Below are 13,629 nucleotides of genomic sequence, written 5' to 3' on the forward strand. Positions count from 1 at the left end.
GCGTGCGCGCGGGTGAGCGTGCGGGTGAACGCGCGCTGCCGAGGGCGTGCTGCTGAGGGCGTGCGTCACACCGACGCGCTCCGACGGGACCGACGACGGGTGGGTAGGGCATGGCCAGGACGCTGCGGGTGCTCGCGTGGACGATGGGGGTCGCCTGCGTGGCGATCGGGTTCCTCCACCTTCTGCTGGGGAACGCCGCGATGCCCGGGGCGGCGGACGCCGGCCCGACGGTCGGCAGCTTCGGCCGCTTCATGGGCGCGGTCTTCGCCGGGTACGGCGTGGCCTGGATCCGGGCCGCCCGGCAGGCGCCGGTGCCCGCCCGAGAGGTGCGGTGGCTGGCGGCGGTGTTCCTGCTGGGCGGCCTCGCGCGGCTGCTGGGCATCGCGGTGGACGGGTGGCCGCACGGCTTCCAGGTGGTGCTGATGGGGATCGAACTCGGGCTGGCGCCGGCCTTCCTGTGGCTCGCCGACGCGGACGAGCGGGCCCGGCCGGACGGGCGCGGCGGGCGGGCCCGCCCGGCCGCGTCGGCTCAGGCCACCGGGGCGTAGCCACCGGGGCGCCCGGCGACGGCGCCCGGGCCGGTGCCGGTGCCGCTGTCGGGGTGGGTGCCGGTGCCGGGGTGAGTGACGGTGCCCGGGTCGGCGGTGGCGCCGGTGAGCGCGACGTAGCCGTCCGGCCGGACCAGGACGACGGCGTCGCCGCGCAGCCCGTACGCCCGGGCGATGTGGCCGTCGGGGTCGAGCACGGCGGCCCGGCGCAGGCCGGTGACGGCGGTCAGGCCCGCCGCCGTGAGCGGGCCGGTGGCGGGCGGGCCCGGGACGGCCCGCGCGCCGGCCTCGGTGGGCAGCCCGGTCAGTGCCGGGTGCTCCCCGATGGTCAGCAGGGTGGAGTGCGGGCCGCGCAGGAGGTCGAACAGCCGGGTCGGCGTGCCGTCGGCGAGGGTGCAGGGCGCGTCGGGGGCGCGGTCGCCGGCCCGGATGCCGGTGGTGTCGTCGAGGTCGCGGCCGAGCGGCCCGCCCCGGTAGCCGACGGAGAGTCCGGTGAAGTCGGAGCCGGTGGCGGCCGGGTTGACGAACTGGTCGGTCAGCGCGCGGGCGCCGTCGGCGCTGAAGAGCGCCTTGTGCTGGGCGGAGGTGGCGGCGAGGACGGCGCGGGCGACGGGCAGCCGTTCGTCCTGGTAGCTGTCGAGCAGGGTCCCGGGCGCTCCGCGCAGGACGGCGGCCAGCTTCCAGCTCAGGTTGTGCGCGTCCTGGATGCCCGTGTTCATGCCCTGGCCGCCCGCCGCGGAGTGGCAGTGTGCGGCGTCCCCGGCGAGCAGCACCCGGCCGTCACGGTAGCGCTCGACCATGCGGACCGTCGGCCGCCAGACGGTGGACCAGGTCGGCTCGTGCAGCGTGACCCCCGGCAGTCCGGCGCGTTCGGCGAACAGCCGGCGGAAGGTCTCGGCGGTCGGGGCGGGGATCTCGCCGTGCTCGTCCTGGCCGACGGAGGCGTGCACCGCCCAGGTGGCGTCGGCGGCCATGGGGATCATCGCCAGGGCGCCGACGCCGAGCAGGGGGTCGTTCCAGAGGTGCATGGCACCGGTGTCCAGGCCGTCGACCTCCATCGAGGCCATGAGGAACCGCTCCTCCTCCCAGGTCTCGCCGAGGAAGGGGATGCCCGCGAGCTTGCGGACGGCGCTGCGCCCGCCGTCGCAGCCGACCAGGTAGCGGGCGCCGAGCTGCTCGGTCCGGCCGTCGCGTCGGACGGTCGCGAGCACGCCGTCGGCGTCCTGGGTGTGGTCGACGAGTTCGGTGCCGGTCTCGACGGTGACGCCGAAATCGGCGAGCCGTGCGCGCAGCACCTCCTCGGTGTGGTGCTGGCCGAGCAGCAGCATGCCGGCGTACGGGCGGTCGGGCGTCGGGCGGTTGCCGGGTGCCGCATCGACCTCGCCGAGGAGCCGACTGCCCTCGTACGTACGGACCTTGAGGTCGAGCGTGCCGCGATCGAGGATCGCGTCCACGACGCCGAGGTCGTCGAACACCTCCAGGGTGCGCGGGTTGACGCCCTTGCCGCGGACGCCGCGGTCGCGGAACCGCGGCTCCCGCTCGATGACGCGGCAGGCCACTCCGGCGCGGGCCAGCCCGATGGCGAGTGCGAGGCCCACCGGGCCGGCGCCGACCACCAGGACCTCGGTCGGGTGGGCGGTTCGGTGGGCGGCGGTCGGGTCGGCTGTTGGGTCGCCAGCGGTTGGGTTGGTGCGGGCGGAGGTGCTGTGAACGGTGCGCATGACGGATCTCCCCCTGGCCATCCGGCCATAAGATACGGTGCGTTTCTTCTCTTCGACTGTAGACTGCCACCAATAAGAAACGCAACGTATCTATGGAGCTGGGTGCGGGACGTGCGGGACTCGATGCGGGGCGCGGCAGGCGGCATGGCGGAGGACGTGGCGAAGGGCCGGGTGGAGGGCGTGGCGAAGGGTGCGGCCGAGGACGCCGCAGCGGGCGGCAAGCCGGTGCGGCGGCGCGGCGGTGAACTGGAGCGGGCGATCCTGGACGCCGTCTGGGCCGAACTCGCCGATCACGGCTACGACCGGCTCACCATGGAGGGCGTCGCCGCCCGCGCCCGGACCAGCAAGCCGGTGCTCTACCGCCGCTGGCCGAACCGTGCCGCGCTCGTCATCGCCGCCCTCGGCCGCAACGCCCCCGACTACCAGGAGCCTCCGGACACCGGCGAGTTGCGTGCCGACCTGGCGCTCTTCCTGGGCAGCCTGCTGCACCGCTTCGACGACCTGCCGACGGACGCCGTCCACGGCGTCCTGGTCGACCTGCTGCGCGATGCCGAGTTGCGCGCCGGCTTCACCGTCGGACTGACCGCCGTGGGTCCGGTGAGCAGCCTCGGCCTGATGATGCGCCGCGCCGCCGACCGGGGGGAGATCAACCCTGCCCGGATCACCCCGCGGACCGTCTCGCTGCCGCTCGACCTCCTGCGGGACGCGTTCCTGGTGGGCGCGGCCGTGCCGTCCGACCTAGTGGTGGCGGAGGTCCTGGACGAGGTCGTGCTGCCGCTGCTGCAGGCACCGTCGGGGAACTGACGGTTCACCGGTTCCGCTCCGCCCGTTTCCGTGTGCGGGCCTCAGGAATCGGTCTTGATCTTCTTCATGGTCAGGTGGGACTCGACCCGCAGGATGCCGGGCAGGCCGGTGAGCTTGGCGGTGAGGAAGGCGCTGTAGGCGGCGTGGTCCGCGACGGCGACGCGCAGGAAGTAGTCGGGGCGGCCGAACATCCGGCGGAACTCGACGACCTCCTCGTAGGAGGCCAGCGTCTCCTCCAGGGCCTCGATGGTCCTGAGGTCGTTGGCGTAGACCTCGACGTCGACCATGACCTCCAGGCCCTGGCCGAGGGCTTCCGGGTTGATCACGGCGCGGTAGCCGGCGATGACTCCGGCGTCCTCCAGGCGCTTCAGTCGGCGTAGGCACGGCGGCGGCGTCAGGCCGACCCGTTTGGCCAGTTCGACATTGGTCAGTCGGCCGTCCTGGCGCAGGTGGAACAAGATTTCGCGATCGATGGCATCGAGGATGAATTCATTGCTCACAGGAACATGGTAGGGGAATTATTTGAAACCATATGTGCCGATAATTCTTCTAAGATTTCGGTATGTCCACGCCTACGGTCGCAGTGAGCGATCCCCTTCCTGCTGCCCTCGCGGCCCCGCCGCCTTCACCGTCGCCGCCGCTGCGAACCGAGGCCCTGGCCGCGTTCAAGGACTCCGCCTCCGTCGGGCTGGGCCTGCTCCCGCTCGGCCTCGCCCTCGGCGTGGTCATCATCCACGCCGGCCTGCCCTGGTGGTCCTCGACGCTGTTCGCCGCCGTCGTCTACGCCGGGTCCTTCGAGTTCCTGCTGGTCGGCCTGACCGTGGCGGTCGCGCCGCTGGCGACGATCGCGCTGACCGCCTTCCTGGTCAACGCACGGCACGTGTTCTACGCGCTCTCCTTCCCGCTGCACCGGGTGCGCGGGCGCGGCGGCAAGGCCTACAGCACCTTTGCGCTGACCGACGAGGCGTACGCCATGACCACCGGCGGGCAGGCCCGGTCGTGGTCCGGCGCGCGGATCCTCTCCCTCCAGGTGATCTTCCAGCTGTACTGGGTGGCCGGAGCCACCGCGGGCGCCCTGCTCGGCTCGCTGATCCCCGAGCGCGTCACCGGCCTGGACTTCGCGATGACCGCCCTGTTCGCCGTGCTGGCCCTGGAGGCCGTCGCCGAACGCCGCGACGACCTGCCCACCCCGTTGCTCGCGCTGCTCAGCGTCCTGGCCGCGCGGCTCGTCCTCCCCGGCCAGATGCTGCCGGTGGCCTTCGCGTTGTTCACCGCCGCGCTGCTGGTCCGGCGCGTCTCATCCGGGCGGCGACCGGCCGGCGGCCAGGGTTCGCCCGCCGACGGGAAGCCGCCCGTCGACCGGGGTTCGCCTACCGGCCAGGCTTCGCCCACCGATCGGAGGTCGTCCGATGCCTGACTCCCGCTACCTGCTGCTGGCCGCCGCCGTCTCGGCCGCCGTCACCTGGGGCCTGCGCGCCCTGCCGTTCACCGCGCTCGCCCCGCTGCGCGCCAGCCGGACCGTCCGCCACCTCAGCACGCGCATGCCGGCCGGGGTCATGGTGATCCTGCTGGTCTACTGCCTGCGCGACCTCCCGCTGTCCCACGCGCGCGCCGCCGCGCCCCTGGTGGCTCTCGCCGTCACCGTCGGGTTGCACCTGTGGCGCCGCAACGTCCTGCTGAGCATCGTCGGCGGCACGGCGGTCAACGTCGTCCTGGCGAGCGCGGTGTTCGGGCCCTGACTCCGCCGGTCCCGGTCCCCGGGTTCGCCGGTCCCGGCCCGGCGCCCGTCGGCCCGGCGTCCGCTGTACGAGGCCTATGCTCGACGCTGATCGAACGTACGTCCGCGAGGAGGGTCCGACGCATGACGAGCGGCACCGTGGTGGCAGTCAGCAGCAACGCCGAGTACTCGTTCACCAAGCCGAACCGGGCCGGCATCACGCTGCTCGCCGGGCTCGGCGTGGAGGGTGACGTGCACGCCGGGGTGACGGTCAGGCACCGCTCGCGGATGGCCCAGGACCCGACCGTGCCCAACCTGCGTCAGGTCCACCTGATCCACCGTGAACTCCTCGCCGAGCTCGGCGAGTCCGGCTTCGACGTGGCGCCGGGCGCGCTCGGCGAGAACATCACCACCGAGGGCGTGGACCTGCTCGGCCTGCCGGTCGGCGCGGTGCTGCGGATCGGCGCCGAGGCGGAGGTGGAGGTCACCGGCCTGCGCAATCCGTGCGCGCAGATCGACGACTACCGGCCGGGCCTGCTCAAGCAGGTCGTCGGCCGGGCGGAGGACGGCACGATCGTGCGTCGCGCCGGGATCATGGGCGTCGTCCGCACCGGCGGTGCGATCCGCCCCGGCGACGCGATCGCGGTCGAGCTGCCGGAGGGTCCGCACCGGGCGCTCGACCGGGTCTGATGCAGTCGGGACCGGCCGGGACCGGTCCGGGCCGTGGCGCCCGTCGGCCCGTACCGGGCTTGCCCGCCGGGGGAGTTGGTCGACCGCGGCCGGGTCAGCGCGGTGGCTGCCCGTCGACGCGGCACAGGTCGTAGAGGTAGGACTTGCCGGCCTTCCAGCTGCGCCAGGGGCAGAGCGGCGGGAACGGTGCACCGGCCGTTCCGCCGGGCAGCGGGCCGGAGTTCGGCACTCCGGCGGCGTCGACGGTGCACCAGCCGCGTTCGGGCCGCCGGCGGCACCAGACGTCCGGATCGGTCCGTTTGAACGACGGCCTGCCGTTGAAGGTGCCGTCCGGGTCGAAGCGGTAGACCAGCCCGTCCAGCCGGCGGACGAATGCGATCGATGACACGGCTGATCCCCCGTATCGCTGGTGCCGCACGCTCGGTGGGCCCCGCCGATACCCCTGCCCCGTACACCGCCGGCGGCATTTTCCGGGCCGGCACGGGAGGCGCCGGGTCGACGGCCCGGCCGGTCCCGTTCACCGGGATGACCTGCCCGCAGCGGATACCCCCACCCCGTACGGGCGGGGCCGACAAGGCGCGTGGGGCGCGGCAGACGTCGCTGCCGCACCCCACGGGTCGAGCCGTTGCCGTGCCGATGCCGAGCTGACGCCGTGCCGGACGGTTCCGGCCCGTTCCGCGTCGGCCCGTTCCCCGTTGTCCCGTTTCGCGTGGCCCGTTCCGCTGTCCTGCCGTGTCCTCCGGATCAGGAGCGGACGAGGCGGGCGATGGCCTGATTGGCCTCGCGGATCTTGGTGCCCGCCTCCTGGCCGCCTTCGGCGATGGCGTCGCGCACGCAGCATTCGATGTGCTCGTCCAGGAGCTGGAGGGCGAAGGACTGGAGTGCGCGACTGGCGGCGGAGACCTGGGTGAGGACGTCGATGCAGTAGGTGTCCTGCTCGACCATGCGCTGCAGTCCGCGGATCTGGCCCTCGATGCGGCGCAGCCGCTTGAGGAAGTCGTCCTTGTGGGCGCTGTAGCTGGCCATGGCCGTCTCCGGGTCCTGTGCGGTGAGGAGGGCCCTCACTCTACCGGGGCGCGGTGGGAGGGGAGTCGGCCCGGACGGGTGGGGGCGCTGTCCGGGCCGACGTCGGGGGGTCAGCCGTCGAGGCGGCCGACCAGGTCGTAGCCGGCCTCGTCGACGGCGGCGGCCACGGCGGCGTCGACGAGCGGGCGGGTGCTGCCGACGGTGACCGTGCCGGAGGCGAGGTCCACGGCGACGTCGGTGACGCCGTCGAGCTTCTTCAGCTCGGCGGTGACCGAGCTGACGCAGTGGCCGCAGGTCATGCCCTCGACCCGGAAGGCCGAGGTCAGCGCGGACCCGGCGGTGGGGGCCGCGCCGGTGCCGGTGCCGCACGAGCCGCAGCAGGAGGAGGCCTCGGCGGTGGCCGACTCGACGGTGACGGTGCTCTCGCTCATGGGTGTGCTCCTGTCGTCAGTGCCCGGCGCCTCCCGGAGTGGCCGGGCGGCTGCTTCGCTTCTGAACATACCATACCCCCCTAGGGTACCTGGAAGGTTGCGGCGACGGATTTCCCCGGCTCGCACGATGGTCAACACCGGCCTGTGACGGCCCTGTTGCGGGTGCCCGGGCAGGGTGGGGGACGCGCGTCCCCGTACCCGGTGGACGGCCGACCCCACCACACGAGGTGAACCCATGGACCAGACCACCCGCCGCGGCCCGCGCGGTCTGCGCGAGACCCTCGCCGCCGGCGAACGGACGTACTCCTTCGAGTTCTTCCCCGCCAAGGACGACTCCGGCGAGCGGGCCCTGTGGGCCGCGATCCGACGCGTCGAGGCGACCGCGCCGACCTTCGTCTCGGTCACCTACGGCGCCGGCGGCTCCTCGCGCGACCGCACCATCGAGACCACCGAGAGGATCGCCGCGCAGACCACACTGCGCCCGGTGGCCCATCTGACCGCCGTCGGTCACTCCACCGCCGAACTCCAGGCCGTACTGCGGCGGTACGCGGACGTCGGGATCCGCGACGTGCTCGCCCTGCGCGGAGACCCGCCCGGCAACCCCAACGGGGCCTGGGAGCCGCACCCGCAGGGCCTGCGGCACGCCGCCGACCTGGTGCGGCTGGTCAAGGAGTGCGGCGCGTTCACCGTCGGCGTGGCGGCCTTCCCCGAGCGCCACCCGCGCTCCGCGGACTGGGACGACGACATCCGGCACTTCGTCGCCAAGTGCCGCGCGGGCGCGGACTACGCCGTCACCCAGATGTTCTTCGAGGTCGAGCACTACCTGCGGCTGCGGGACCGGCTGGCCGCGGCGGGCTGTGACACCCCGGTCATCCCGGAGATCATGCCCGCCACCGACGTCCGCCAGATCGGCCGCTTCGCCGAACTCAGCGGGGCGTCCTTCCCGGCAGGACTCGCGCTGCGCCTGGAGGCGGCCCGCGGCGACCGCGCGGCCGCGCACCGCATCGGCGTCGACCACGCCACCCGGATGGCCGAGCGCCTGCTCCGCGAGGGCGCGCCCGGCCTGCACTACATCACCCTGAACCGCTCCACCGCCGCACTGGAGATCCACCGCAACCTCGGACTCGACCGGCCTTCGGGGGCGCCGGTGACCCCGCCCCTGATCGGCAGTCACGTCTGACGGAAGGGTGTCGCGGCCGCACGGGGGTGAACGTGCGACAGGTCGGGGCGTTCGAACCCTCCGTGCAGCCGGGCCGTTCGACCCCCGGGCCGAGCCGGTCTCCTGGGCGTCGTGCCGCCTCCCGTGCGCGGCCCGTCCCCGGTGGGCTCGCCGTCCGGGCAGCCCGGCGCCGCGTGACGGCGCGCCTCGATTCCCGAATACCCCGTACGGGTATATCGTGACCGGCGCCCATCGGAGTCCCGCGGCACCACCGGAGGCGGACCGCCATGCACGCGATCCTGCACGCACTGTCCATCACCGGATCGATGACCTGGGAGATCACCTGGGCCCTGATCCTCGGCTTCCTGCTCTCCGCCGTCGTCCAGGCCGTCGTCCACAAGGCGACCGTGGTCCGGCTGCTCGGCGACGACCGCCCCCGCACCCTCGCCGTCGCCGCCGGCCTCGGCGCCGCGTCCTCGTCCTGCTCCTACGCGGCCGTCGCACTGGCCCGCTCGCTGTTCCGCAAGGGCGCGAACTTCACTGCGGCGATGGCCTTCGAGATCGCCTCGACCAACCTGGTCATCGAACTCGGCATCATCCTGGCCCTGTTGCTCGGCTGGCAGTTCACCGCAGCCGAGTTCGTCGGCGGGCCGGTGATGATCCTGCTGCTCGCCGTGCTCTTCCGGAGGCTGCTGCACGACCGGCTGCTGCGCGAGGCCCGCGACCAGGCCGACCACGGTCGGGCGGGCTCGATGGAGGGACACGCGGCGATGGACATGTCGGTGCCCGGCGAGGGCCCGTTCGCCCGGCGGCTGCTGTCCGGCCGGGGCTTCACGTCCGTCTCGCACGTCTTCGTCATGGAGTGGGCGGCGATCCTGCGCGACCTCGTCCTCGGTCTGCTCATCGCCGGCGCCATCGCCGCCTGGGTGCCCGACTCCTTCTGGCAGGCCTTCTTCTTCGCCGACCACCCCCTCGCCGGCAAGATCTGGGGCCCACTGGTCGGCCCGCTGGTGGCGATCGCGTCCTTCGTCTGCTCGATCGGCAACGTGCCGCTCGCGGTGGTGCTGTGGAAGGGCGGGATCAGCTTCGGCGGAGTCGTCGCGTTCATCTTCGCCGACCTGCTGATCCTGCCGATCCTCAACATCTACCGGAAGTACTACGGCGCCCGGATGGCACGCTTCCTGCTCGGCACCTTCTACGTGGCGATGGTCCTCGCCGGCTACGCGGTCGAGGTGCTGTTCGGCGCGCTCGGCCTGATCCCGGACGAGCGCGACGCGGAGATCCCGATGTCGGGCGTCGAGTGGAACTACACGACGTGGCTCAACATCGTGTTCCTCCTGCTGGCCGCCGCCATGCTCGTCCGCTTCCTCCGCACGGGCGGCGCGGCGATGCTCCGCATGATGGGCGGATCCCCGGACGGCCACGCCCCCGACGGGAACGAACCCCACGGCCACCGGTGAGGCGTGCCCGGGTCGGCATTTCCCAGGACATCCGAGCTCGTGTGGATGTCATGACTGCGGCCTACGAGGACATGCCCTTCAGCGAGCTGCTCCACCACCCTGCGGCGACCGCTCGCAGACTGGACGCCGTCCGTGCGCTGAGACTCCGGCGGCGCGACGCCGGGGACCTCGCCCTGATGCACATCGACCAGATGGAGCGCGACGCCACGGTCGTGGACTTCACCGCCCGCCTCCTCGCCGGACTGGTGCGTACGGAGAATACGGCCGCCCTCCGGCAGGCACTGCCCGAAGCCCTGCCGTGGATCACCTTCCTGCCCGACGAGGACATCGACCTCCTGCTCGCCGAACTGGTCGACACGGCACGCGGAGCCGTGGCACTGGACAACCTCGCCCCGATCGCGCTCCTGCTCACCCAGTGGAAGCACAGCGCCGAGATCTGCGCGGACCCCGCACTGCACGCCATCCTCACCCGCGAACCCGAGGGCGACATCGGGCCCGTTCCCCTGCCCGAGGCGGCGGAGTGAGTCCGAAGAGGGGGGAGCGAGCCGCGCCGCCCCCGACCGGTGTGGGGGCACCTCCCGGCCGGAGGCTGGGGGAGAGTACGACCTCCGGTTCGCCGACTCCGAAGCGGCAGAGGGCTGGGAACACCTCGGCCAGGCGGCAGGGAACCTGCGCCGCGCGTTCGAGAAGATCCGTGCGACCCCTCGCGCCGCCGACAGCCCCAGTCGTCAGCACCAGCTCAAGGGCAGTCTCGGTACCGGCACCTTCAAGGGGCACCCACTCGAACGCTGGCAGTTCGAGGTCACGGGTGGCGGATGTGTCCGGTACCTGATCGATGACGCCAATCGCACGGCATGGATCACGTATGCGGGCACCGGTCATCCCAAGGCCACGGACTGATCCGGTCACGTGCGCGGGTGAACGGCCCGGCGCCGGACGATCGTCCGAGGGTCGCCCGGTGCCGGGCCGTTCGTGGCCTGTTCAGTGCTGGTGTCCGCCGGCCGCCTCGGTCGGCCGGGCCGGGGCCGGGGTGTCGCCGGTGGTCAGGGTGAACGCGGCCGTGCGGACGGTGTCCTGGTGCTTGAAGTCCAGGAAGAGCCGGTAGCTGCCGGTGCTCGGGGCGGTGGTGGTGAAGCCGATCTCCGGGCCCGGGGTGGTCGTGTCCGGGTGCACGTGGAGGTAGGCGAGGTCGCCGGCGCGGAGGGCGACCAGGTGGCCGTACGCGCCGAGGTAGGGCTGGAGGTCGGTGACCGGCCGGCCGTCCTTGCTGACGCTCAGGGTGAGCGTGCCGCTGTGCCCGGGGGTGAGGTCGCCGCCGAGGGTGACGGTGTAGCCGTCGACGGTGACGGTCCGTCCGGTCTCCGGGAGCGGGGCCGGGTGCAGGTCGCCGGAGGCGTGCAGGTCGGCGCCGAGGGTGAGGCCCTCGGTGGCGCCGGCCGGGGTGAAGTCGGCGTAGACCCGGTACTCCCCGGCGGCGGGGACGGCGGTGGGGGCGCTCCAGGTGCCGTCGGCGGCGAGCGTCGGGTGCAGGTGCTGGAAGGTGGACAGGTCGCGCGGGGCGACGATCAGGTGGAGTTCCTTCTCGTGCTGCTGCCGGTAGGCGGTGACCGGTTTGCCGTCCGCGCCGAGGATGCGGAAGCGCAGGTCGGTGGGGGAGCCGGCGGTGACGAAGGGCTGTTCGACGCTGAGCGTGTAGCCGCGTTCGGAGATCTGCAGCCCGCCGGGCAGGTGCTCGGCGGCGGTGCCGCCCCCGGGGGCCTCGTCGTGTCCGGGGGCCTCGTCGTGTCCGGCGTGCCCGCCGGACTGCTGTCCCGGGGCCCCGGTGCCGTGGCCTCCGTGTCCGGTGGTGGCGGGCTTGGGGGAGGGGACGCTGCCGGTGGCGTTGCCGACGCCGAGGGCGAGGCCGAAGGCGGCCGCGAGGCCGGCGGTGAAGGCGGTGATGCGCAGCGCGGTGTTCATGGCGGGGTTCTCCTCGGGGCTGGTGACGTACGGCGGGTGGCGTCCGGGCAGGGCGGGGGGGGGGTGCGGGCCTGCGGAAGGGGCGGCCTGCGGCGGGCTCAGGCGCGCATGAGCCGGGCGATCGCCTGGGAGGCCTCGGCGACCTTGGCGTCGGCTTCGGCGCCGCCGCCCGCGATGGCGTCATGGACGCAGTGGCTGAGGTGGGCGTCGAGCAGGTTCAGCGCGATGGACTGGAGGGCCTTGGTGGCGGCCGACACCTGGGTCAGCGTGTCGATGCAGTAGGTGTCGGTGTCGACCATCCGCTGGAGGCCCCGGATCTGGCCCTCGACGCGGCGCAGTCTGCGCAGGAGCCGGTCCTTCTCGGTGCTGTAGCCGGCCATGCGGGCCTCCTCGGATTTCCGGCGCGAGTGCGGGTGTGCGGGTGTGCGGGTGTGCGGCGGCGCGGGAGCGCGGGAGCGCGGGAGCGCGGGAGCGCGGACGTGCGCGGTGTGCTCGGTCGAGCCCGTGACGCTTCGGTCCGACGCCCCTGAGTGAATACCCCATGGGGGTATCAAGTCAAGCGGGTCGACGCCGGGGAAAAATACCGGCAGGGGGTATCTATCAGGGCTTGCTGTCGATACCCCTCGGGGGTATAAATGAACCCGGCGCCGCCCGATACCCCTCATGGGTACGAAGGCCCGGCCGTCGAACGCAGCACCACGGCAGCACGGCAACGCACCGCAGAGCACGACCGCAGGACGACCGGCAAGACGACTGTCACGAGGAGCGACGATGACTACGCAGGCACCCGCCTCCGCGGAGGTGGAACTCTCGATCGGCGGCATGACGTGCGCCTCGTGCGCCGCCCGCATCGAGAAGAAGCTCAACCGGATGGACGGCGTCACCGCCAGCGTCAACTACGCCACCGAGAAGGCGAAGGTCTCCTTCGACGGCGGCGTCGACGTCGCCGACCTGATCGCCACCGTCGAGGCCACCGGCTACTCCGCGGCGCTGCCCGAGCCCCCGGCCGGCGAGGGCCCGGCCGGCGAGCAGGCCGGGCGGGCGGACGAGCTGGCCCCGCTGCGTGCCCGGCTGTTCACCGCGCTGGCGCTCGCCGTGCCCGTGATCGCGATGGCGATGGTGCCGGCCCTGCAGTTCGACAACTGGCAGTGGCTGTCCCTGACCCTGACCGCGCCGGTCGTCACCTACGCCGCCTGGCCGTTCCACCGGGCCGCCTGGACCAACCTCAAGCACGGCGCCGCGACGATGGACACCCTGGTCTCGCTCGGCACCGGCGCCGCGTTCCTGTGGTCGCTGTGGGCGCTGTTCTTCGGCGACGCCGGGATGCCGGGCATGCGGCACGGCTTCGAGTTCACCATCGCCCGCAGCGACGGCGCGTCCGACATCTACCTGGAGGCGGCGGCCGGCGTCACCGCCTTCATCCTGGCCGGCCGCTACTTCGAGGCCCGTTCCAAGCGGACCGCCGGAGCCGCGCTGAAGGCACTGCTGGAACTGGGCGCCAAGGACGTGACGGTGCTGCGCAGCGGAGCCGAGGTGCGCATCCCGATCGCCGACCTCGCCGTGGGGGACCGCTTCGTGGTCCGGCCGGGCGAGAAGATCGCGACCGACGGCGTGGTGGTCGACGGTGCCTCGGCGGTGGACGCCTCGATGCTGACCGGCGAGTCCGTCCCGGTCGAGGTCGGGGTCGGCGCCGCCGTCACCGGCGCCACCGTCAACGCCGGCGGCCGGCTGGTGGTCGAGGCGACCCGGGTCGGAGCGGACACCCAGCTGTCCCGGATGGCCAGGCTGGTCGAGGAGGCGCAGAACGGCAAGGCCGCCGCGCAGCGCCTCGCCGACCGGATCTCCGCGGTCTTCGTGCCGATCGTGATCACCCTCGCGGTGGCCACCCTGGGCTACTGGCTGGGCACCGGCGAGGGCTGGACCGCCGCCTTCACGGCGGCGGTCGCGGTGCTGATCATCGCCTGCCCGTGCGCCCTGGGCCTGGCCACTCCGACCGCGCTGCTGGTCGGCACCGGCCGTGGCGCCCAGCTCGGCATCCTGATCAAGGGCCCCGAGGTCCTGGAGACCACCCGCAAGGTCGACACCGTCGTCCTGGACAAGACCGGCACCGTCAC

Annotated in this window: 15 protein-coding genes and 1 pseudogene; 9 read left to right on the plus strand and 7 right to left on the minus strand. The window is 73.1% G+C overall.

Translation table 11 applies throughout. The annotated features are described in order from the left end of the window. Positions 1-110: 110 nt before the first annotated feature. Positions 111-548, plus strand: coding sequence for a DUF4345 domain-containing protein (locus ACFV04_RS11925; protein WP_380528628.1), 438 nt, complete (start codon positions 111-113; stop codon positions 546-548). Here ACFV04_RS11925 and ACFV04_RS11930 read toward each other — a convergent pair. Beyond that, positions 530-2,269 (minus strand): FAD-dependent monooxygenase, encoded by a 1,740-nt coding sequence (locus ACFV04_RS11930; RefSeq protein WP_380528630.1) that lies wholly within the window; start codon positions 2,267-2,269, stop codon positions 530-532. The genes ACFV04_RS11925 and ACFV04_RS11930 overlap by 19 nt on opposite strands. A gap of 102 nt (positions 2,270-2,371) precedes the next feature. Between ACFV04_RS11930 and ACFV04_RS11935 the strand changes: the two genes are divergently transcribed. After that, positions 2,372-3,073 (plus strand): TetR/AcrR family transcriptional regulator, encoded by a 702-nt coding sequence (locus ACFV04_RS11935; protein WP_380528632.1) that lies wholly within the window; start codon positions 2,372-2,374, stop codon positions 3,071-3,073. Positions 3,074-3,114: 41 nt separating this feature from the next. On the opposite strand, the gene ACFV04_RS11940 is transcribed toward ACFV04_RS11935, so the two are convergent. Beyond that, positions 3,115-3,573, minus strand: coding sequence for an Lrp/AsnC family transcriptional regulator (locus ACFV04_RS11940; RefSeq protein ID WP_380338710.1), 459 nt, complete (start codon positions 3,571-3,573; stop codon positions 3,115-3,117). Positions 3,574-3,635: 62 nt separating this feature from the next. Between ACFV04_RS11940 and ACFV04_RS11945 the strand changes: the two genes are divergently transcribed. From ACFV04_RS11945 to ACFV04_RS11955, 3 genes are all read left to right on the plus strand, one after another. After that, positions 3,636-4,490, plus strand: coding sequence for an AzlC family ABC transporter permease (locus ACFV04_RS11945; RefSeq protein WP_380528634.1), 855 nt, complete (start codon positions 3,636-3,638; stop codon positions 4,488-4,490). Further along, the gene (locus tag ACFV04_RS11950) at positions 4,483-4,812 is read left to right on the plus strand and encodes a branched-chain amino acid transporter permease (protein WP_380528636.1); all 330 of its coding nucleotides are present in this window, start codon (positions 4,483-4,485) and stop codon (positions 4,810-4,812) included. The genes ACFV04_RS11945 and ACFV04_RS11950 overlap by 8 nt, the downstream gene beginning before the upstream one ends. 122 nt (positions 4,813-4,934) lie before the next feature. Beyond that, positions 4,935-5,480 carry an MOSC domain-containing protein gene (locus ACFV04_RS11955; RefSeq protein WP_380528638.1) on the plus strand — a complete coding sequence of 182 codons (546 nt, stop codon included), beginning with the start codon at positions 4,935-4,937 and terminating at the stop codon, positions 5,478-5,480. Between the two features lie 94 nt (positions 5,481-5,574). Here ACFV04_RS11955 and ACFV04_RS11960 read toward each other — a convergent pair whose 3' ends face one another. The 3 genes from ACFV04_RS11960 to ACFV04_RS11970 all read right to left on the minus strand — a co-directional run bounded on the left by ACFV04_RS11960 (position 5,575) and on the right by ACFV04_RS11970 (position 6,937). Then, positions 5,575-5,868 (minus strand): hypothetical protein, encoded by a 294-nt coding sequence (locus ACFV04_RS11960; protein WP_380338720.1) that lies wholly within the window; start codon positions 5,866-5,868, stop codon positions 5,575-5,577. A gap of 356 nt (positions 5,869-6,224) precedes the next feature. Next, a complete protein-coding gene (locus tag ACFV04_RS11965) occupies positions 6,225-6,506 on the minus strand; it encodes a metal-sensitive transcriptional regulator (protein ID WP_380338723.1) in 282 nt (93 codons plus the stop codon). 110 nt (positions 6,507-6,616) lie between these two features. After that, the gene (locus ACFV04_RS11970) at positions 6,617-6,937 is read right to left on the minus strand and encodes a heavy-metal-associated domain-containing protein (RefSeq protein WP_380338726.1); all 321 of its coding nucleotides are present in this window, start codon (positions 6,935-6,937) and stop codon (positions 6,617-6,619) included. 235 nt (positions 6,938-7,172) lie between these two features. Here ACFV04_RS11970 and metF point away from each other — a divergent pair, with 235 nt between their 5' ends. From metF to ACFV04_RS11985, 3 genes are all read left to right on the plus strand, one after another. After that, positions 7,173-8,117: a methylenetetrahydrofolate reductase [NAD(P)H] gene (gene metF / locus ACFV04_RS11975; RefSeq protein ID WP_380528641.1), complete on the plus strand. Its 945-nt coding sequence runs from the start codon at positions 7,173-7,175 to the stop codon at positions 8,115-8,117. Between the two features lie 266 nt (positions 8,118-8,383). Next, positions 8,384-9,556, plus strand: a complete 1,173-nt coding sequence (locus ACFV04_RS11980; protein WP_380528643.1) for a permease — start codon at positions 8,384-8,386, stop codon at positions 9,554-9,556. 50 nt (positions 9,557-9,606) lie between these two features. Further along, positions 9,607-10,080: a hypothetical protein gene (locus ACFV04_RS11985; protein WP_380528645.1), complete on the plus strand. Its 474-nt coding sequence runs from the start codon at positions 9,607-9,609 to the stop codon at positions 10,078-10,080. A gap of 457 nt (positions 10,081-10,537) precedes the next feature. Here the strand turns inward: ACFV04_RS11985 and ACFV04_RS11990 are convergent, their stop codons facing one another. Together ACFV04_RS11990 and ACFV04_RS11995 are read right to left on the minus strand one after the other, a co-directional pair. After that, positions 10,538-11,515 (minus strand): hypothetical protein, encoded by a 978-nt coding sequence (locus tag ACFV04_RS11990; RefSeq protein ID WP_380528647.1) that lies wholly within the window; start codon positions 11,513-11,515, stop codon positions 10,538-10,540. Positions 11,516-11,613: 98 nt separating this feature from the next. Then, positions 11,614-11,874: pseudogene (locus tag ACFV04_RS11995) on the minus strand (metal-sensitive transcriptional regulator); the annotation flags it as partial. 412 nt (positions 11,875-12,286) lie between these two features. On the opposite strand from ACFV04_RS11995, the gene ACFV04_RS12000 reads away from it, so the two are divergent. Then, positions 12,287-13,629, plus strand: a 1,343-nt coding sequence (locus tag ACFV04_RS12000; protein ID WP_380528649.1) for a heavy metal translocating P-type ATPase, incomplete at its 3' end; no start/stop codon positions are given.

Origin of the sequence: Kitasatospora sp. NPDC059599, from assembly GCF_042735125.1 — a bacterium.
Classification (GTDB): domain Bacteria; phylum Actinomycetota; class Actinomycetes; order Streptomycetales; family Streptomycetaceae; genus Kitasatospora.

Coding starts and splice junctions, on each gene's coding strand:
- ACFV04_RS11930 (WP_380528630.1), bottom strand. CDS start 2,269: ATGCGCACCGTTCACAGCACCTCCGCCCGCACCAACCCAACCGCTGGC.
- ACFV04_RS11950 (WP_380528636.1), top strand. CDS start 4,483: ATGCCTGACTCCCGCTACCTGCTGCTGGCCGCCGCCGTCTCGGCCGCC.
- ACFV04_RS11970 (WP_380338726.1), bottom strand. CDS start 6,937: ATGAGCGAGAGCACCGTCACCGTCGAGTCGGCCACCGCCGAGGCCTCC.
- ACFV04_RS11965 (WP_380338723.1), bottom strand. CDS start 6,506: ATGGCCAGCTACAGCGCCCACAAGGACGACTTCCTCAAGCGGCTGCGC.
- metF (WP_380528641.1), top strand. CDS start 7,173: ATGGACCAGACCACCCGCCGCGGCCCGCGCGGTCTGCGCGAGACCCTC.
- ACFV04_RS11945 (WP_380528634.1), top strand. CDS start 3,636: ATGTCCACGCCTACGGTCGCAGTGAGCGATCCCCTTCCTGCTGCCCTC.
- ACFV04_RS11955 (WP_380528638.1), top strand. CDS start 4,935: ATGACGAGCGGCACCGTGGTGGCAGTCAGCAGCAACGCCGAGTACTCG.
- ACFV04_RS11925 (WP_380528628.1), top strand. CDS start 111: ATGGCCAGGACGCTGCGGGTGCTCGCGTGGACGATGGGGGTCGCCTGC.
- ACFV04_RS11990 (WP_380528647.1), bottom strand. CDS start 11,515: ATGAACACCGCGCTGCGCATCACCGCCTTCACCGCCGGCCTCGCGGCC.
- ACFV04_RS11985 (WP_380528645.1), top strand. CDS start 9,607: ATGACTGCGGCCTACGAGGACATGCCCTTCAGCGAGCTGCTCCACCAC.
- ACFV04_RS11980 (WP_380528643.1), top strand. CDS start 8,384: ATGCACGCGATCCTGCACGCACTGTCCATCACCGGATCGATGACCTGG.